Origin of the sequence: Aeromonas veronii, assembly GCF_040215105.1 — a bacterium.
Classification (GTDB): domain Bacteria; phylum Pseudomonadota; class Gammaproteobacteria; order Enterobacterales; family Aeromonadaceae; genus Aeromonas; species Aeromonas veronii_G.
The window spans coordinates 4,477,501-4,496,278 of the sequence record NZ_CP157875.1 but is presented as its reverse complement, the minus strand read 5'-3'; the positions used below and the strand labels follow the sequence as shown (position 1 = coordinate 4,496,278).

20 protein-coding genes (1 of these 20 cut by a window edge) are annotated in these 18,778 nt (G+C 63.0%); 13 read left to right on the top strand and 7 right to left on the bottom strand.

The genetic code is table 11. The annotated features are described in order from the left end of the window. Positions 1–69 precede the first annotated feature (69 nt). Entirely contained in the window at positions 70–192 is a 123-nt protein-coding gene (locus tag ABNP46_RS20795) for a hypothetical protein (protein ID WP_349920384.1), read from the top strand. Between the two features lie 185 nt (positions 193–377). Next, complete coding sequence (locus tag ABNP46_RS20790) at positions 378–722, top strand: DUF2799 domain-containing protein (RefSeq protein ID WP_434476165.1); 345 nt, start codon at positions 378–380, stop codon at positions 720–722. A gap of 57 nt (positions 723–779) precedes the next feature. Here the strand turns inward: ABNP46_RS20790 and ABNP46_RS20785 are convergent, their stop codons facing one another. Continuing rightward, positions 780–950 carry a hypothetical protein gene (locus ABNP46_RS20785; protein ID WP_349920382.1) on the bottom strand — a complete coding sequence of 57 codons (171 nt, stop codon included), beginning with the start codon at positions 948–950 and terminating at the stop codon, positions 780–782. Between the two features lie 69 nt (positions 951–1,019). Beyond that, complete coding sequence (locus ABNP46_RS20780) at positions 1,020–1,445, bottom strand: flagellar basal body-associated protein FliL (RefSeq protein WP_349920381.1); 426 nt, start codon at positions 1,443–1,445, stop codon at positions 1,020–1,022. Between the two features lie 145 nt (positions 1,446–1,590). On the opposite strand from ABNP46_RS20780, the gene ABNP46_RS20775 reads away from it, so the two are divergent. After that, complete coding sequence (locus ABNP46_RS20775) at positions 1,591–2,142, top strand: chorismate--pyruvate lyase family protein (protein ID WP_349920379.1); 552 nt, start codon at positions 1,591–1,593, stop codon at positions 2,140–2,142. Next, a complete protein-coding gene (ubiA, locus tag ABNP46_RS20770; RefSeq protein ID WP_349920377.1) occupies positions 2,139–3,002 on the top strand; it encodes a 4-hydroxybenzoate octaprenyltransferase in 864 nt (287 codons plus the stop codon). The genes ABNP46_RS20775 and ubiA overlap by 4 nt, the downstream gene beginning before the upstream one ends. A gap of 88 nt (positions 3,003–3,090) precedes the next feature. Here the strand turns inward: ubiA and plsB are convergent, their stop codons facing one another. Next, positions 3,091–5,514 (bottom strand): glycerol-3-phosphate 1-O-acyltransferase PlsB, encoded by a 2,424-nt coding sequence (gene plsB, locus ABNP46_RS20765; protein ID WP_349920375.1) that lies wholly within the window; start codon positions 5,512–5,514, stop codon positions 3,091–3,093. A 213-nt stretch (positions 5,515–5,727) separates the two neighbouring features. On the opposite strand from plsB, the gene lexA reads away from it, so the two are divergent. The 4 genes from lexA to dinF all read left to right on the top strand — a co-directional run bounded on the left by lexA (position 5,728) and on the right by dinF (position 9,277). Further along, positions 5,728–6,351 (top strand): transcriptional repressor LexA, encoded by a 624-nt coding sequence (lexA, locus tag ABNP46_RS20760; protein WP_349920373.1) that lies wholly within the window; start codon positions 5,728–5,730, stop codon positions 6,349–6,351. A gap of 388 nt (positions 6,352–6,739) precedes the next feature. After that, complete coding sequence (locus ABNP46_RS20755; protein ID WP_349920371.1) at positions 6,740–7,030, top strand: hypothetical protein; 291 nt, start codon at positions 6,740–6,742, stop codon at positions 7,028–7,030. A 227-nt stretch (positions 7,031–7,257) separates the two neighbouring features. Next, positions 7,258–7,884: an SCO family protein gene (locus ABNP46_RS20750; protein ID WP_349920369.1), complete on the top strand. Its 627-nt coding sequence runs from the start codon at positions 7,258–7,260 to the stop codon at positions 7,882–7,884. A 22-nt stretch (positions 7,885–7,906) separates the two neighbouring features. Then, the gene (gene dinF / locus ABNP46_RS20745; protein WP_349920367.1) at positions 7,907–9,277 is read left to right on the top strand and encodes an MATE family efflux transporter DinF; all 1,371 of its coding nucleotides are present in this window, start codon (positions 7,907–7,909) and stop codon (positions 9,275–9,277) included. Positions 9,278–9,339: 62 nt separating this feature from the next. Here the strand turns inward: dinF and trmL are convergent, their stop codons facing one another. The 3 genes from trmL to ABNP46_RS20730 form a co-directional block, all read right to left on the bottom strand. Next, positions 9,340–9,804 carry a tRNA (uridine(34)/cytosine(34)/5-carboxymethylaminomethyluridine(34)-2'-O)-methyltransferase TrmL gene (gene trmL / locus ABNP46_RS20740; RefSeq protein ID WP_349920365.1) on the bottom strand — a complete coding sequence of 155 codons (465 nt, stop codon included), beginning with the start codon at positions 9,802–9,804 and terminating at the stop codon, positions 9,340–9,342. A gap of 69 nt (positions 9,805–9,873) precedes the next feature. Beyond that, entirely contained in the window at positions 9,874–11,229 is a 1,356-nt protein-coding gene (locus tag ABNP46_RS20735; RefSeq protein ID WP_349920363.1) for an ATP-binding protein, read from the bottom strand. Next, a complete protein-coding gene (locus ABNP46_RS20730; protein ID WP_349920361.1) occupies positions 11,226–11,918 on the bottom strand; it encodes a response regulator in 693 nt (230 codons plus the stop codon). The genes ABNP46_RS20735 and ABNP46_RS20730 overlap by 4 nt, the downstream gene beginning before the upstream one ends. Before the next feature lie 86 nt (positions 11,919–12,004). Here ABNP46_RS20730 and fieF point away from each other — a divergent pair, with 86 nt between their 5' ends. From fieF to ABNP46_RS20710, 4 genes are all read left to right on the top strand, one after another. Further along, complete coding sequence (fieF, locus tag ABNP46_RS20725; RefSeq protein WP_349920359.1) at positions 12,005–12,916, top strand: cation efflux pump FieF; 912 nt, start codon at positions 12,005–12,007, stop codon at positions 12,914–12,916. 8 nt (positions 12,917–12,924) lie between these two features. After that, positions 12,925–13,704, top strand: coding sequence for a serine O-acetyltransferase (gene cysE / locus ABNP46_RS20720; RefSeq protein ID WP_349920357.1), 780 nt, complete (start codon positions 12,925–12,927; stop codon positions 13,702–13,704). 6 nt (positions 13,705–13,710) lie between these two features. Beyond that, positions 13,711–14,991 carry a hypothetical protein gene (locus ABNP46_RS20715; protein ID WP_349920355.1) on the top strand — a complete coding sequence of 427 codons (1,281 nt, stop codon included), beginning with the start codon at positions 13,711–13,713 and terminating at the stop codon, positions 14,989–14,991. Between the two features lie 248 nt (positions 14,992–15,239). Further along, on the top strand, positions 15,240–15,449 hold the full coding sequence (locus ABNP46_RS20710; RefSeq protein WP_349920353.1) for a cell division protein ZapB: 210 nt from the start codon (positions 15,240–15,242) through the stop codon (positions 15,447–15,449). 86 nt (positions 15,450–15,535) lie between these two features. Here ABNP46_RS20710 and elbB read toward each other — a convergent pair whose 3' ends face one another. Next, positions 15,536–16,186, bottom strand: a complete 651-nt coding sequence (gene elbB / locus ABNP46_RS20705) for an isoprenoid biosynthesis glyoxalase ElbB (protein ID WP_349920351.1) — start codon at positions 16,184–16,186, stop codon at positions 15,536–15,538. A 402-nt stretch (positions 16,187–16,588) separates the two neighbouring features. Here elbB and polA point away from each other — a divergent pair, with 402 nt between their 5' ends. Then, positions 16,589–18,778, top strand: the 5' portion of a protein-coding gene (gene polA / locus ABNP46_RS20700) for a DNA polymerase I (protein WP_349920349.1). It continues 573 nt past the right edge of the window; the window shows 2,190 of its 2,763 coding nt (coding positions 1–2,190); the start codon lies at positions 16,589–16,591; its stop codon lies off the right edge, out of view.

The window sequence follows — 18,778 nt, the reverse complement described above, 5'->3', positions numbered from 1 at the left end:
GAGGCACTGGCGAGCCCGGTGATTCTGGATAGACTTTGAAGGCCGGTGCACTATCCAAGGAGCATGAGCATGGGTGAACCAAGGTCGGATTACGAGCTCGACGATGACTGGGAGCCGGAATCCTGGGAGGACGAACTGGAGGAGCTGGACGACGAGGGGTGGCAGGATTTTGAATCCCTCGACGATCAGTGAATCCCGGTTGAGTGCGTGGGCGGGCCCTGGGGCTCGCCCTATTTTTTGTCTATTGCGCAGGATGCGGCTTGGTGGCCGTGGCGGGGCTGGTTAGAATGAATTGCTCAAATGGCGCTCAGATTGGATGAGCCGACGACAGGTCGTCACGCCAGCGAGCCCTGTCACCACTCACCCGACGCTCAAGGATGATTATGCGCTCACTCGTCATCATGCTGTTTGCCGCCCTGCTTGGGGGCTGCGTTTCCAACTCGGACGACCCGTGCGAGAAAGTCTGGACCGATGTCGGTGAAGCCGACGGCAAACTCGGCTTCGCCGCCGATCGGGTCGAATTCCACCAGACCCAATGTGGAGACAAGGTCGATGTGGCCATGTGGCAGCAAGGTCGCCAGAAGGGGCTGGCCTGGTACTGCCGTCCGGAGCACCTCTACCTGGCCGGTCGTGCGGGGGAGGAGTATCGCGACGTCTGCCCGAACGACGTGCAGGCTCGTCGCTTGTTTGAACAGGGGCGTCAGGGCTGGACCGATCAATAAGTCTGACCGGAGATTCACTGAGATGGCCCCGGGATCGGGGCCTCGGGATGAAGGGGGTCAGTCCCCCTTCTCTTTCAGGCGCAGCGGCTGACACAGGTACTGCTTGTCATTGGCGCTGCGGGCGCACTTGCCGCACACGAACTTGGGTTTGCGCACTATCTTGCGCAAGGCCTTGAGTTCGAACTGAATCTCGTGGCGGCGCCATTCACACAGCGTCTTGTGGCCCATGGCGCTTCATTCCTCGACAACAAAAAAAGGACGGATGGGGGGCTGGGTCAGCACTGCGTCACCCAGGGCTTATTGATACAGGTACTTGGTGAAGATGAGCTCGCGCACCGCCTTCTTGCCGCTCTCTTTTACCAGCAGCTCGTTGACCTTGTCCTGGCACTCCTTGCGCAGCTCTTCCCGGCTCGCCAGGGATTTGATCTGGGTACCTGTCTTGCTGCCAATCAGGCGGATGATGGCGTCGCGGATCAGCGGGTCATGTTGCTCCAGCAGTTTGAGATCCGCCTCGTTTTCGGCCATCAGCTCCACCGTCACCCGCACATAGCCCAGGGTTTTGCCCTCGCCCAGGTAGTTGGTGATGATGTCCGGATCCAGCGCGTGGTAGGCAAAGCCGGGTTTGACGGCCGCAGAGGCGGCATCGCCAGCCTCCTCGGAGGCGGAGGCGGTCAGCGCGGTAACACTCAGCAATAACATCAACAGGACCTGGATCATCTTCATCTGAATGGCTCGGCAACGATGGATGCCCCATTTTTGATGCTGTCATCGGGGCCGTCAAGCACGGATGTTCTTACATTTCGCCATTGATTTACGGATAATAAACCGGATTTTAACCTGATAACGGAAACCTCCGGATGGTGAAGCTGTGAAGTCCGAGCCGACTGTTCCCCTCATCCAGCTCGATCCCTGGCGGGTCCCCGAGCACTGTGAGCCCCCCGAGGCACTGCGCCCCTGGCTGCTGGAGGCCGACTCCATGACCCGGCGACTGCGTCGCCATCATCGTCGGCTGTCGGTACAACTGCTGGCCAATCGCAGCGTGCCGCTCGCGGCCGACGAACAGGCGCTGGTCGCCGCCGACTGTCCCCAGGGCCTGTGCCGCGAGGTGATCCTGCACGGAGATGGTGGGCCCGCCGTCCTGGGCTGGACCCTGTTTGCCGAGGCGGCCCTGCAGGGCAGTGGTTTGCAGGATCTCGGTGAACAGCCATTGGGTGAACGTATCTTTGGCTCAGAGCCAACCCAGCGAGACAATCTGCTGCTGGCTCGCTTTGAGATAGCAGCCAATCCTTGCTGCCCGGCCGCCATCGTCTGGGGTCGCCGTTCCCGTCTCTATCTGGGGCCGTGGCCCTTGCTGGTCCACGAACTCTTCCTGCCCTCGTTGTTGTCCCATTCGCCGTCATTGCCTAAGGAGCCGGAGTGAAGCTGTTAACCAAGGAGCGGGGACTGGCCTATGTGCAGTTGGCCCGCATCGACAAACCCATCGGTACCCTGCTGTTGCTCTGGCCCACCCTGTGGGCACTCTGGCTGGCGGCCGGTGGCGTGCCGAGTCTGTGGATCCTGCTGGTGTTCGTGGTGGGCGTCTTCCTGATGCGATCGGCTGGCTGCGTCATCAATGATTATGCGGATCGCAACTTTGACGGCCATGTGAAGCGCACGGCCGGTCGCCCCCTGCCCATGGGCAAGGTGGCTCCGCGGGAGGTGCTGGCCCTGTTTGCCGTGCTGGCGCTGCTCTCGTTCGGCCTGGTGCTGACCCTGAACCCGCTCACCATAGGGCTGTCGTTCGCCGGCTTGCTGCTGGCCGTCTGCTACCCCTTTATGAAGCGTTTCATCCCCATCCCCCAGCTGGTGCTGGGCATGGCATTCTCCTGGTCCATCCCCATGGCCTATGCGGCGGAGGCCAACGCGCTGCCCCCCGTGGCCTGGCTGCTGTTTCTCGCGAACCTGCTGTGGACCATCGCCTATGACACCCAGTACGCCATGGTGGACAGGGACGACGATCTCAAGCTGGGGCTGAAATCGAGCGCCATCCTGTTTGGCCGCCATGACAAGCGGATCATCGGCATGCTGCAACTGGCGACCCTGCTGGTGCTGCTGCTGGTGGGGGAGCTGATGGCGATGGGCGCCAGCTACTACTGGGGGCTGCTGGGAGCGGCGGCGCTGTTCGTCTATCAGCAGTGGCTGATCCGGGCGCGCCAGCGTGAAGCCTGCTTCCAGGCCTTCCTCAACAACAACTATGTGGGGGCCCTGGTGCTGCTCGGGGTCGTGGTTCACTACCTCTAGGCAGGCTCATGCACCAGGGGCTGAACCCATGAAAAAGGCCGCATCTGATGCGGCCTTTTTTTATGTTTCCCGATGCCTCGTCAGGGCATCAGGTGCGGTTGCCCGCCTCTATGGTGCGGCGGATCCGGGTGCTGAGCAGCGGCACTATGTTGTCGGCCAGGGCCTGGAAGCGGCCCAGATCCGGCTTGCTGCCGGTATCCAGATAGCCTTCCTGGCGCAGGGAGTGGATCAGGGTGCTGAACAGTTTCTGGTCGAAGAACTCGGGGGCGTTGATGCCATGCAGGGTGCCGAGACGCTCCGCCATCATCAGGCCGTCCGCTTCCAGCTGCTCCGCCTCGATGCGGGGCTGGGCCAGCAAGCGGGTCAGCACGATGGCGTAGCGTTGCAGCGTCTCCTGAATGCTCTCTGCCAGCAGCAGCAATCGCATCTGGTTGACCGGGTTGACCCAGTAGCCGCCCTCGCGCAGCTCGATCAGTTGCTGGCGTTGCAGCTCGGCCAGCAGGGCGTCCACCAGTGCCGGCAGCTCCTCCTCGTCATAGCGCAGGAACAACTCCGTCTTGAGCAGCGGATAGATGTCGATGCAGCGGGCGACGATCTCGCTGCGGCTTATGCCCTCGCAGCGTTCGATCAAGGCGGCCACCAGGGAAGGCAGGGCGAACAGGTGCAGTATGTTGTTGCGATAGTAGGTCAGCAGGATGGCCTGATAGCGATCCAGGCTGACTATCTGGCCGAGCTTGTCCTCGCTCACCTCGAACTTGTTGAGCTCCATCGCCTGATCCAGCAGGGTCTTGGCATCCTCGTCCGGCATGGTGCTCTGGGGGCTGTAGGGTACCTGCTTGAGCAGGTCCAGATAGGTGTTGATCTGGGCCTGCAGCTCGTCCCGGGTCAGGGCGTGGCGTTCGGCGGCCAGCAGGGCCAGGGCGCTCAGGGTCAGGCCGTTGACGGCGGCGGCGTCGTTGATGCGGGTCATCAGGAGCTCGGCCAGCTGGTTGACGGTGGGGGCCATCCATTCCGGGCGCTCTTCCTTGCCGATGCTCTCCTTCCAGTTCGGTACATGCTCACCGAGATAGCTGTTGAGGGTCAGCGGTTCGCCGAAGTTGACGAAACCGCGGCCGTAGTTGCGCAGTTTGCGCAGGATGCCGAGCACCTGCAGGAAGCTCTCCTTTTCCTTGCGGCTGCCCTTGAGCTCGTTGTGATAGGTGTTCACCTCCATCACGTGCTCGTAGCCCAGATAGACGGGGACCAGGGTCACCGGCCTGTCCAGCCCGCGCATCATGGCCTGCAGGGTCATGGCCAGCATGCCGGTCTTGGGGGGCAGCAGGCGACCGGTGCGCGAGCGCCCCCCTTCGGTGAAGAACTCCACCGAGTAGCCCTTGGCGAACAGCAGGTTCAGGTATTCACGGAATACGGTGCTGTAGAGGGGGTTGCCCTTGAAGGTGCGACGGATGAAGAAGGCGCCGCCGTGACGGAAGATGGGGCCTGCCGGCCAGAAGTTCAGATTGATGCCCGCCGCGATGTGGGGCGGCACCATGCCCTGGTGGTAGATGACGTAGGAGAGCAGCAGGTAGTCCATGTGGCTGCGGTGGCAGGGGACGTAGACGATCTCGTGTCCCTCCTGGGCCAGCTGGCGTACTCGCTCGGCGCCGTTAACCGAGAGGCCGCGGTAGAGCTTGTTCCAGAGCCAGCCGAGGAAGCTCTCGCCGAGGCGGATCAGCCGGTAGGAGAAGTCGGAGGCGATCTCGTCCATGTAGCCATGGGCGCGTTTCTGCGCCTTTTCCAGGCTGATGCCCTCACGCTCGGCTTCCTCCTCGATCGCCTGCTGGATCACGCTGGAGTCCAGCAACTGCTTGAACAGCAGGTTGCGGTTCGGCAGCTTGGGACCGGTGGCGGCGAGCTGCTGGCGGCTGAAGTGGGTACGCGCCACCCGCGCCAGCTTGTGGGCGATGGCCTCGTCGGTGCCGTGTTTGTCCGCCATGTAGCGCAGGGAGAGGGGCGGAGAGAAGCGCACCAGGTTCTCGCGGCCCTTGAGGATCACGATCAGCGCCTTCTTGAGGCGGTTCGGTGCCAGGCTGCTGATGATATTCCAGCCGGAGGCCTCTTCCCCTTCCCGGCCCGGGCCGCGGCCCCAGAACAGAGTGACGGGAACGACCTGGATATCCAGCGCCGGATCCTGCTTGTGCAGATCCAGCAGCTGGTGAAATTCTTGCAAGAAGGGCAGCGGCTTGGTGCGCTTGCCAAACAGGGGAGGCGGGCGATCCAGACAGACATAGCGCGGCAGCAGCTGACCGTTCAGTTCCAGCGGGGTGAAGGGACCGGGCAGACCGAGATCCTCGCAGCACTGCTGCAGGGTCAAGAGGTCGGTGATCGAGCTGGTTTTCAGGGCATAGACAATGGGTCTGGCCGGGTCCAGGTCCAGTTCCGAAATGGGGTTTTCCGGCAGGCTCTTGTGATTGACCAAGCCGCTGACCGGCCATTGCAGAATGGCTCTGGAAATGTTCTGTCCGATGGACATGGGTGTCTGCTCTCCAAAAAAATGCGGCGTGAGCATAACAAATCACCGCAGGCTTGTCGCCGAGAGGTAGGATGAGTGGCGCACAGGATCAAGAATGGGTCATTTGCCGCAATAAGTGCGACGAAGAGGGGACAAATATCAGCTACGCCTTGCCTTGGCCCCAGCACTGTATATACTGCCAGTGTGCTGTATAAAAAGACAGGTGCCCATGTTATGAAACCCCTTACTCCCCGCCAGGCTGAAGTGCTGGAGCTTATCAAGGCGAACATGAACGAGACCGGCATGCCGCCGACTCGTGCCGAGATTGCCCAGAAGCTTGGTTTCAAGTCGGCCAATGCGGCCGAGGAACATCTGAAGGCCCTGGCCAAGAAAGGGGTCATCGAGATCATGCCCGGCACCTCTCGCGGCATCCGCCTGCTGCTCGAAGAGGAAGAGGCGCCGGAAGAGAGTGGCCTGCCCCTCATCGGCAAGGTGGCCGCCGGCGAACCCATCCTGGCCCAGGAGCACATCGAGAGCCACTATCAGGTGGATCCGGCCCTGTTCCACCCACGGGCAGACTTCCTGCTGCGGGTACAGGGCATGAGCATGAAGAACATCGGCATCATGGACGGGGATCTGCTGGCGGTGCACAAGACCCAGGACGTGCGCAACGGCCAGGTGGTGGTAGCCCGCCTCGATGAGGATGTCACCGTCAAGCGCTTCCAGCGCAAGGGCAGCCAGGTGTGGCTGCTGCCGGAGAACGAAGAGCTCTCCCCCATCTCGGTGGATCTCGCCAGCCAGCACCTCACCATCGAGGGGCTGGCGGTCGGTGTCATCCGCAACGCCGACTGGATGTAATCTCGGCAGCCATCAGACGGCCTCCTGCGGGAGGCCGCGTCGTTTCTGTCTCCCCCGCTTCTGTCGCCCCCTTTGCCATTTTTGTTGCCCTCACACCACGCTGCCACCACCGGGTCGGCATTTCAGATATATCCTTGGGTATGTCCGTCTCGCGCTGGCGGACCAGGGGGTCGCCATCCCCCGAAGGATTGCCTGAGCTGGCCGGGATAAGGCCGCAGGGATGCAACGCCGATGCTGCTGGGGCGGCACGGGATAGAAGGGAGAGTCGCTCGGATGTGGTCAGTGTCCATGTCTCGAAGCGACCCACAGCGTCAGTACGTGGTCCTGCATCAGCTTGCCGCTGGCAAGGGGGCGGCTCGACGTAGCCTGTTGCGCAAGGAGGACAGGTATGGCTTCAAGCTCACCATGGGATCCGGGTCCGGAGACGGCCCCCGCATCTTCCATCACCCGCTTCATCAAGGGCAGCCGGATGACGTGGTTCTACGCGCTCTGGGTGTATCACAAGGGGAGTGGCTGGACCATCTGGCTGGGGTGCCCCAAAGACAAGATAGTCCGCCTGGTGCGCCTGTTTCGTCGCCATCACGACATCGGCTTGCCGGATGCCCCCTGGACAGCTCCTGTCGTCCCGTTGCATGCCGTCATCAGGCGTCCCCAGGTTCGGCAGCGGTGGCGCCCCTGAGTGATCACCGCCCGTTTGCTCCAGGCCCCACCTTGTGTGGGGCTTCTGTTTTTCTGGCAAGCCCGAGGCAAAGTGTGGAGATGGACGGCCTGGTGACCGCGCCAGCGGGATGGGGTCCTACCCCCTATTCAGACCTTGGGGTAGCCAGCGACAGGGTTTGGCAGGTTACAATGACTCTCGATTTGGTCCGATCCCCTGGCTGAACTCCCTGGCAAGGCAAATTTTATATGGTGAAACCCCGTTATCCCCTGATGTTCATGCTGCTGGTCGTCAGCATCATGGTCATTTATTACTGGAGTCGGCCCCTCCAGCCGGAGCAGGCCAATTACTATCCGGCGGGGCGGGACATCAATCCCTTCACCCTGGTGGATGAGGATGGGGAACCCTTCACCGAGGCCAATCTGCATGGCCACTGGACCTTCCTGTTTCTCGGCTACACCTATTGCCCGGACATCTGCCCGACTACCCTGGCGGATCTGCGCGCCGTCTATCCGGAACTGAAGCAGATAGCACCGCGCAGTCAGGTGGTCTTCGTCTCGGCGGATCCCAAGCGGGACGACAGCGCCCGCCTCAAGGGGTATGTCGATTTCTTCCAGCCCGAGTTCAAGGCGGTGACGGCGCAGCACGATCATCTGTTCCCCTTCGTGCGCAACCTGGGCCTCGTCTATTCCATCGTGGAGCACGACAGCAAGGACTACCTGATCGACCACTCCGCCTCCATCGTGCTGATAAGCCCGGCAGGCAAGCTGGTGGCCGTGTTCCGCCCCCAGGCACAGGAGGGCCAGGTGCCCCATGTGTCGATGGCGACCATGGTGTCCGATTTCACCCGGATCGTGCGACTGGCCGGCGAGTGATGTCTGCCGCCGGAGATTGTGCATGCTGATCCCGCCCTGGCTTCGTGACCCCGGGCGTCATCGCGCCGTCTTTGCCCTGGCGCTGCCCATGGTGTTCTCCAATGTCACCACCCCGCTGCTGGGGCTGGTGGACACCTGGGTGATCGGTCATCTCGGCCAGGCCTGGTTCCTCGGTGGCGTCTCGGTCGGTGCCACTCTCATCAACCTGCTGTTCTGGCTGCTGGGCTTCCTGCGCATGTCCACCACGGGCTTGACTGCCCAGGCTCAGGGGGCGGGCAGTGCCGAGGGGCAGCTGGATACCCTGGCGCGGGCGCTGGGGTTGGCGGTCGGCCTCGGTGCCGCGCTCCTGCTGCTGTTGCTGCCCTTTTTACCGGCGCTCATCGCGCTGAGTGGTGGCTCGCCCGAGGTGCAGTTCCATGCCGGTGAATATGTGTCGATCCGGATCTGGAGCGCCCCGGCGGCCCTGTGCAACCTGGTCATCATGGGCTGGCTGCTGGGCATGCAGGATGCCCGCAGCCCCATGCTGCTGCTCATCTTCAGCAACCTGGTCAACATGGTGCTGGATGCCGGCTTCGTGCTGGGGCTGGGCTGGCAGGTGAAAGGGGTGGCGGCGGCCTCCCTGTTGGCCGATTACGGCGCCCTGGTGCTGGGGCTCTGGCTGGTGAGCCGCCGGTTGCGCCACCTGCCGACAGAGACCTGGCGCGGGGCCTGGCAACGCTGGCGTCAGTGGCCCGCCCTGCGGCGCCTGCTCGGCCTGAACCGGGACATCTTCATCCGTTCACTCTGCCTGCAGCTCTGCTTTGCCTTCATGACCCTGCAGGGGGCGCGGCTCGGGGACGTGGCGGTGGCGGCCAACGCGGTGCTGCTCAACTTCCTGATGCTCATCTCCTACGGGCTGGATGGTTTCGCCTACGCGGTGGAGGCCATGGTGGGGCGTGCCATCGGACGGCGGGATCGGCAGGCGCTGCGAGAGGCCATCGCCCTCAACCTGGGCTGGGCCGGGCTGATCGCCCTGGGTTTCACCCTGGCGTTTGCCCTGGGGGGCGGGCTGCTCATCGCCCATATCACCGACATTCCGGCGGTGATCGCCGAGGCAAACCGTCAACTGCCCTGGCTGGTGGTCATGCCGCTGCTGGCGGTCTGGTGTTATCTGCTGGACGGGGTCTTCATCGGGGCGACCCGGGCGCGGGAGATGCGAAACAGCATGCTGGTGGCGGTGTTTGCCGGTTTCTTCCCCATCTGGTGGCTGTGCCAGGACTGGGGTGTGGCGGCCTTGTGGGCCGCCATGGCGGCGCTGATGACGGGGCGAGGGTTGACCCTTGGCTGGCTGTGCTGGCGGCTGGAGCGCGATGGCCGCTTGCTGGAGCAGGTCCGGCCGGTGCAATCAGCCTAGTCGGCAACCGGATGGATTGACCGGGGCGCCGGGCCTGAGGGACGGCGCCTGCAGGCTGCGACTCAGAGCGAGCCCTGATAATCGAACTGGCGCCAGCTCTCGTAGACGAACACGGATACCGCGTTGGCCAGGTTCATGCTGCGGCTCTGGGGCAGCATGGGGATGCGCAGGCGCTGCTCGAACGGCAGGCTCTCGATGATCTCCGCGGGCAGGCCGCGGCTCTCGGGGCCGAACAGCAGGGCGTCCCCCAGGGCGAACTGAACCGCCGAGTGGGCGGTGCGCCCTTTGGTGGTACAGGCGAAGACCCGGGTCGGTGCGACCGCCGCCAGAAACGCCTCATAGCTCGGCCAGCGCTTCACCTCGGCAAATTCGTGATAGTCGAGCCCCGCCCGTTTCACCCGCTTGTCATCCCACTCGAATCCCAGCGGCTCTATCAGGTGCAACCGGTAGCCGGTATTGGCACAGAGACGGATGATGTTGCCGGTGTTGGGCGGGATTTCCGGCTGGTAGAGCACGATGTCGAGCATGACGGGATCCTGAGGGAGGCGATAAGGGGCGCCAGCATACCCAGCACCCGCCGTGATGAAAAGGGATTGTCACGCCATGGGCAGGCGGATGGTGATGACCAGGCCGTTCGGGTGGTTGGTGCCGGCCCGAATGGTGCCGCCGTGCCGCGCGATGGCTTCGGCGGCGATGGCGAGCCCGAGCCCGGTGCCACCGGTCTTGGCGTTGCGGGCGTCATCCACCCGGAAGAAGGGCAGGAACAGCTGATCCTGCTGCTCCACCGGCACCCCGGGACCATCGTCGCGGATGGTCATCACCCACTCCCGACCTTCCCGATACCAGTCCACCTTGATGAACTCCCGCGCATATTTGAGAGCGTTGCGCAGGGGGTTCTCCAGCGCCCGCCCCAGCAGCTCGGGCCACATCCGGATGGACTCCTCCGGCAGGGGCGGCAGCCTTAGCTGCTTGCCGTTCTGGTTGGCCTCGAACATGGCGTCATCCAGGATGGGCTCCAGCAGATCCGCGAGCGGCAGCTCCACCGGAGCCTCTACGTGCTGCTGCACCCGGGAGAGATCCAGCAGATCGCCGATCAGCTTGTCGAGCCGGGCGATCTCCGCCTCGATCCTGGCCAGTTCGCTGCTGTCACCTTGTTTGCGGCGGATCAGCGCCTGGGCTAACTGGATGCGGGTGAGGGGGCTGCGCAGCTCGTGGGAGATGTCGGAGAGCAGCTGTTTCTGCTTCTGGATCATGCGCTTGAGGGTATCCACCATGTGGCTGACATGATCCGCCAGCTGGCCGATCTCGTCCTGGCGCCCCAGGTTGGGGATCCGGGTCTCCAGCTTGCCCTCCGCCAGCTGGGAGACGGACTGCTGCAACTGCAGCAGGGGGCGGGTCAGCCGCCAGGCCAGCAGCAGGCAGAGCGGCGTGCTGACCAGCATGGCGATGCCGAGGATCTGGATGGGGTGATCCAGGATCTGGATGAACAGGAAGAGATAGGAGTTTTCCACGTTGAGGCCAAAGTAGACGTGATAGTCCTGGCCGTGGTGCTGCATCAGGAAGGGGCCGGCGATGGCCCGCTGGTGCTCGCTGCCGAGCATGGGTTTGGTCGGGTCGTCCGACTCCAGCATGAAGCGGATGACGAACTTGCTGAGCCGGGTGGTGGATTGCATCTGACCCTTGGCATCGCGCAGATAGACGTTGTCCACCGGCAGCAGCCCCGCGGCGTCGATGGCCTGCATCAGCACGAAATCCTGCTCGGGGGCCGCCCCCGCCTGCAGTGCCCGCAGGTTGTTGTTCATCCGGGTCACTTCGTGTTCGGGCAGGGGGATGATGTTGCGCGGGTCCAGAGTAGGCAATATGACTACCGCAGCGACAACCAGTAGCAACATGAACCAGAACCAGAGGAAAATCTGGGTGGAGAGTCCGCCAAAGGGGCGGTGGGTGGTCATGCCTGCTCCAGCCAGAGGTAGCCTCGCCCACGCACCGTCTTGAAGCGGGGCTGGCCATCGGCCCGCTCCGGCAGCTTCTTGCGCAGGTTGCTCAGGTGCATGTCGATGGCCCGATCGAAGGGTTCGAGCTTCTTGCCAAGCACTTGTTCGGACAGCAGATTCTTGCTGACGATCTGGCCGGGGCTGCGTAGCAGACACTCCAGCAGGCCGAACTCGGTGGCGGTGAGCTCCAGCAGTTTGTCATTGCAGCGGGCCTGTTGCAGGCCGGGTTGCAGCACCAGATCCATGAATCTCAGCTCGTCCGGGGCGCCGCGCTGGGGCTGGGGGCTTTGGGTGCGGCGCAGGATGGCCCGCACCCGGGCCAGCAGCTCCCGGTCGTCGAATGGCTTGGCCAGGTAGTCGTCGGCGCCGGCCTCCAGCCCGTTGACCCTGTCCTGGCTGTCTCCCCGGGCGGTCAGCATCAGTACCGGGGTCTCATAACGCTTGCGCAGTCGGGTCAGCATGGCAAAGCCGTTGAGCCTCGGCATCATCACATCCAGCAACACCAGGTCGAACCGCTGCTCCGCCAGCCGCTGCAGCCCCTCTTCGCCGTCCTCGGCCACCGTCACCTCGAACCCTTCCAGGGTCAGGATTTCGGTCAGCAGCTGGGTCAGTTCGAGATCGTCGTCGACCAGGAGTATTTTGTTCATCTGGAGTCACTCCGTTGATTTTGAACGTCAAACAGGCGTTCGTGTCAGGGTATAATAGGGTTTTACGCGCCAGAGGAAAGCCGGTTTTGAGCCATCAACAATATTCTCGCTGGGTCACCCTGGCCAGCATGGCGGCGGTCACCGTCGCCACCCTGCTGATCGTCGGCAAGCTGGTTGCCTGGCTGATGACGGACTCGTCCAGCCTGCTGGCGTCCCTCACCGACTCCTTCATGGACGTCAGTGCCTCCCTCATCAACCTGTTCGCCATTCGCTATGCCCTGGTGCCGGCGGATGACGAGCACCGCTTCGGCCACGGCAAGGCGGAGTCCCTGGCGGGCCTCATCCAGTCGGCCTTCATCTCGGGCTCCGCCCTGCTGCTCATGATGCATGGCATCTCTTCCCTGCTCAATCAGGTGCCGGTGCAGCGGCTGGAGGCCGGTCTCTGGGTCAGTGGCGGTTCCATCCTGCTGACCTTGCTGCTGGTGAGCTTCCAGCGCTGGGTGGTGGCACGCACCAACAGCGTGGCCATCAAGGCCGACATGCTGCATTACCGCTCCGATCTGCTGCTCAACGCCGGCGTCTTGCTGGCCCTGGTGCTGGCGGGGCAGGGGTGGTACTGGGCTGACGGGTTGTTTGCCATCCTGATCGGGCTGTTTCTGGTGTGGGGCGCCGTCCAGATCGGCTACGAATCGGTGCAGGCCCTGCTCGATCGTCAGTTGCCAGAGGCGGAACAAGCGAGAATAATGGCCCTCTGCTGCGCCGTAGACGGGGTGCATGGCGTCCACGATCTGCGTACCCGCCAATCCGGGCCGACCCGCTTCGCACAACTGCATCTGGAACTGGATGATCAGCTGCCGCTGGTCAAGGCTCATCAGATAGCCGACGAGGCTGAACTGGCGGTCCGCCAGGCCTTTGAGCGGATGGATGTGATCATTCACATGGACCCCATCTCGGTGCTGACAAAAGAACAACAAGGCCCTCACCCTGAACAACAGTAGGCTGTAACATGGACGATCTGGTTGCCAACACCTGGCAAAAAATTCAGCAAGAAGCGCAATGCATGGCGGCCCAGGAGCCCATGCTGGCCAGCTTCTTTCACTCCACCATCCTCAACCACGGGGATCTGCGCTCGGCGCTGAGCTTCCAGCTGGCCAACAAGCTTGACAGCACCACCATGCCTGCCATCGCCCTGCGAGAGGTGATCGAGCTGGCCCTGCGCAGCGAGCCCGAGCTGCTGGCCATGGTCGCCGCCGACATCTGCGCCGTGCAGGACCGGGATCCCGCCGTCGACCTCTTTTCCACTCCGCTGCTTTATCTCAAGGGCTTTCACGCCCTGCAGGGTTACCGGGTCGCCAACTGGCTGTGGCGCCAGGGGCGGCGCTCCCTCGCGCTGTATTTGCAGAACCAGATCTCCGTGGTGTTCGGGGTCGACGTGCACCCGGCGGCGCGGATCGGCAAGGGGATCATGTTTGACCACGCCACCGGCATCGTCGTGGGTGAAACGGCGGTGATCGAGGACGACGTCTCCATCCTGCAGAGCGTGACCCTAGGGGGAACCGGCAAGGAGAGCGGCGATCGCCACCCCAAGATCCGGGAAGGGGTCATGATAGGGGCGGGGGCCAAGGTGCTCGGCAATATCGAGGTGGGGGTGGGTGCCAAGATCGGGGCCGGCAGCGTGGTGATCAATCCCGTGCCACCCCATACCACTGTGGCCGGCGTCCCCGCCAAGATAGTGGGCCGACCGGAGTGTGACAAACCCTCCTTCGACATGAATCAGAACATCTAGGGACGCATGGTCAAGCGCTGGTCAGGTTTTCTGATCCTGGGGATGTGGCTGCTCAACCTGCTGCACCTCTATCTGGGATTCTCCCCCTGGCCGGCCGCCATCGCCGCCTGGGCCGCCTCTCTGCTCACCTGGCCCTGGCTGGTGGGGGCCGCGCGGCGCCAGGCCCTGGCCCTGTATGGGGCGGCGCTCCCGCTGTTACTCTTATCCTGGTGGCGCGGGGCCAGTCTCAGTCCCGGGGACTGGCTGCTCCCCAACATCAACATGCTCACCATGTTCGCCGCCGTCAGTACCCTCAACCTCGCCACCTCGGGCCTGCTGACCGGCACCACCTCCTGGTCCGGGCGCAAGGGGCTGTGGAGCACCATGGCGAGCCTCAATCTGCTGGGTGCCGTCATCAACCTCTCGGTGCTCTTCATCATCGGCGATCGGCTGGAGAAAAACGGCACCCTGGAGCGGCGTCAGGTGATGGTGCTGAGCCGTATCTTCTGCGCCGCCGCCTTCTGGTCCCCCTTCTTCGTCGCCATGGCGGTGGCGCTCACCTATGCCCCCGGTTTGAAGCTGGCCAGCATATTGCCGTTCGGCATCCTGGCCGCCCTGCTGGCCATGGGGCTGACCGCCTGGCAGGTGGAGCGACTCGGGGTGGCGGACTTTGCCGGTTACCCGCTGCGGCTGCAGACGCTCGGGCTGCCGGTGACCCTGGCGCTGCTGGTGTTGCTGGTGCACCAGTTCTGGCCGAGCCTCAGCATCTTGGCGGTGATCGCTCTGGTGGCCCCCCTGCTGGCGCTGCTGTTCATGCCGAGCGCCGGGCGCGGGGCCGCCCTCAAGCGCCAGGTGGTGGAGCGCTTCCCCGCCATCGGCGGCCAGCTGGTGCTGTTCCTCGGGGCGGGCCTCTTGGCGGCGGGGATCAACAGCGCGCTCTCGGTGCTGGATCTCGGGGGTGGCCACGGCCTGCCGCTGTTCAATCACTTCGGCTGGCTGGAGGCGAGCCTGACCCTGCTGCTGATCTTCCTGGTGGCCATCGTCGGCGTTCACCCCCTCATCAGCATCTCCGGGGTGGCGCCCCTGCTGTGGCCCCTCTCGCCGGATCCCAGCCTGCTCGGCATGTGCTTCCTGCTCGGCTGGGGGCTCGCCACCGGCACCAGCCCGTTGTCCGGATCCAACCTGGCTCTGGCATCGCGCTACAACCTGAGTGCCGGTCTGCTGCTACGCTGGAACCTGCTCTACGGCCTGTTGATGTACGGGGTCGCCTGCCTGTTGATGGGGGGCTTCATCGCCCTGAATGGGTGAGGATTGCGGTGAGATGAGACGCTGCCCGATCCCGTGTTTCACCGCGTTGTTGTGCTGCTTCCCTTATCCTGACCCGCTGTTCATGCTGCCTGCGAGAAAAACAGACGCATATTTAGGCAATACGGGGATGGAGGGCGCATTTTCCGGCGCGCCGTCTTGTTTGTGCCGAGCGCATCGGGGTATGCTCATCTCACGCGCTTGAATCGCCCGCGTCGGGGCATCGCAATTGAACAAACAGGTATGCACATATGTCACTAGAAGTCCTTGAGCAACTCGAATCCAAAGTCCAATCCGCCGTCGACAACATCTCCCTGCTGAAGATGGAGCTGGACGAGCTGAAAGAGCAGAACAGCAAGCTGCAAGACGAGAACCATCAGCTGCGCAACGAGCACGTTGCATGGCAAGAGCGTCTGCGCGCCCTGCTGGGCAAGATGGATCAGATGGGCGAAGCCATCTAATCTGGCAGTTTCTGCTGACAAACACGAAAAAGGCCGCTTCATGAGCGGCCTTTTTGTTTTATGACAGACTGTCGCAGGGTGAGCGGTTACAGGGTCAGCAGCCGCTTGACCGTCTTCTCGATGCCATCGGCGGCCTCCACTATGTTCTGGGCCAGCATGTAGGCGGGGGTCGAGATTACCCTGTGGGTCTCGTCCACCACGAACTCGCTGACCGGGCAGGCGAGATGCTTGCCGCCCATGGCCTCGATGGCATCGGCGGTGCCCGCGTCATTGCCTATGGTAGCCAGGGCGCCGGCACCGTAGATGAGCGGGATCATGGCCGGCGCTATGCAGATGTAGGCTGCGGGTTTGCGGGCCCTGGCGAAGCTCTGGCAGGCCTTGAGCACGTCCGGCTGGATCCGGCAGTCCGCCCCCTGGATGGCGAGATCGCACAGATTCTTGGCGGCGCCGAAGCCACCCGGTACCAGCAGGGCGTCATAGTCCGCCGCATCCAGCTCGGCCACGTCCTTGATCTGCCCACGGCAGATGCGGGCCGCCTCGATCAGCACGTTGCGGCTCTCCCCTTCGCTCACCTCGCCGGTCAGGTGGTTGATGACATGCAACTGGGGGATGTTCGGCGCGAAGCACTGGACCTGGGCCCCTTGGCGGGCCAGCGCCAGCAGGCTGATGACGGCCTCATGGATCTCGCTCCCGTCGAAGACGCCGCAGCCACTCAAGATCACTGCCACTTTTTTCATGGTGAACTCCTTTATTGATGAAAATGTGAGCCAGGGTAGATTGTTGGTTTTTTGTATGGTTATCCCTTGCCTCTCGCTGGTCAAGTCATCCCGCTGTGCTAGGATTGTTTCGTTTTGGATCCTGCCGTACTGACCCCCTTGAAATTTTTTCCACATTGATCGAGATCATCTTAACGAAATGATGCTCTCGATGTGTGATTTCATATCATTGTTTTTATTGTGTTTTTTGTTTGTTTTTCACAGATTGATCACTGTGGGATCGGCGAGCCTGCAATTTTGAACACAGAGTTATCCACAGAAAAAGTGCTCGCGCCCGACCCGAAAGCATGCTTGTACGCCCCTTGGTGTGCCGCGGGCCCTGTGGCATCCTAGCGACTGTTTATTCTTGGCAGGACTATTTTCATGGCCTCTAGCAATCCCCTCATCCTGGTCGACGGCTCTTCTTATCTCTATCGCGCCTTCTTCGCCTCCCAGCAGGCCGATCTGCGCACATCGACCGGGCTGCCAAGCGGCGCCGTCCGGGTGATGGCGAACATGATGCGCAGCCTGCGCAAGCAATATCCCGATAGCCACGTGGCCGTGGTGTTCGACGCCAAGGGCAAGACCTTCCGCGACGACATCTACCCCGAATACAAGGCGACCCGTGCCAGCATGCCGGATGATCTGCGCAGCCAGGTCGCCCCCATCCACCAGATGATCAAGGCCATGGGCTTCCCCTTCCTGATGGTGGAAGGAGTCGAAGCGGACGACGTGATCGGCACCCTGGCCCGCCAGGCCACCGAGAAGAAGCTGCCGGTGCTCATCAGCACCGGGGACAAGGACATGGCGCAGCTGGTCTCCGACCATGTCACCCTGATCGACACCATGAAGGACGTGACCACGGATCGGGAAGGGGTGATCGAGAAGTTCGGCGTGCCGCCCGAGCTCATCATCGATTACCTGGCCCTGATGGGGGACAAGGTGGACAACATTCCCGGCATGACGGGGGTGGGGGAGAAGACGGCCCTGGCCCTGCTGCAGGGGATAGGCAGCATTGACGAGATCGCCGCCAATCTGGACAAGGTGGCGGCGCTGGGCTTTCGCGGTTCCAAGGCGTTTGCGGACAAGTTCCGCGAGCAGGAGGAGCAGGTGCGCCTCTCCTATCTGCTGGCGACCATCAAGACCGACGTCGAGCTGGAGCAGCAACTGGAGCAACTGCAACTGGGCCCAATTGACAAGGAGTCCCTGCTGGCGGTCTACCGCGAATACGAGCTGCGCAACCTGATCAAGGAGCTGGAGTCCGGTGATGAGGGGGCCGGTGCGAGTGCCGGCCAGGAAGCGGTGGATGAAGAGGCTGCTACAGTCGCTACCATCGAGACCGACTACCGCTGCATTCTGGACGAAGCCGAGTTCGATGAGTGGCTGGCACGCCTCAAGGCCGCCCCGCTGTTTGCCTTCGATACCGAAACCACCAGTCTGGATTACATGGAGGCGCGGGTGGTTGGCGTGTCGTTCGCCATCGAACCGGGCAAGGCGGCCTATGTGCCGTTCGGCCACGACTACCTGGGGGCGCCGACCCAGCTGAGTGAAGCGCTGGTGCTCGGCAAGCTCAAGTCGCTGCTGGAAGACCCTTCGCTGCTAAAGGTTGGCCAGAACCTCAAGTACGACCGCAACGTGCTGAAGAATCACGGCATCGATCTGCAGGGGGTCGCGTTTGATACCATGCTCGAGTCCTATGTGCTGAACTCCACCGCCAGCCGTCACGACATGGATTCCCTGGCCAGCAAGTACCTCGGCGTGGAGACCATCTCCTTCGAGGAGATCGCCGGCAAGGGGGCCAAGCAGCTTACCTTCAACCAGATTGAACTGGAGCAGGCGGCCCCTTACGCGGCGGAAGATGCCGATATCACCCTGCGTCTGCATCAGACCCTGTGGGGCAACCTGAGCAAATTGCCGGAGCTTGCCAAGGTATTCACCGAGATCGAACTGCCCCTGCTACCCGTGTTGGCGAGAATGGAGCTGATGGGGACCACCATAGATCCCAAGCTGCTGCACCAGCAGAGCCAGGAGATCGAGGTGCGACTGGGGGAACTGGAGCGCCAGGCTCACGAGCTGGCGGGGCAGGAGTTCAACCTCTCTTCCCCCAAGCAACTCGGCGAGATCCTGTTCGTCAAGCTGGGGCTCCCCATCATCAAGAAGACCCCCAAGGGCGCCCCTTCCACGGCGGAAGAGGTGCTGGCCGAGTTGGCGGAGACTTATGAGCTGCCGCAACTGCTGATGGAGCATCGCGGCCTCGCCAAGCTCAAGTCCACCTATACCGACAAGCTGCCGCTGATGATCAAGCTCCAGACCGGGCGGGTGCATACCTCCTATCATCAGGCGGTGGCGGCGACCGGCCGACTCTCGTCCACCGATCCCAACCTGCAGAACATCCCGGTGCGCAACGAGCAGGGGCGGCGCATTCGGCAGGCCTTCATCCCGAGCGTCGGCTACAAGCTGGTGGCGGCGGATTACTCCCAGATCGAGCTGCGCATCATGGCCCACCTCTCCGGTGACAAGGGGCTGCTGACCGCCTTCGCCGAGGGCAAGGACATCCACAAGGCGACTGCTGCC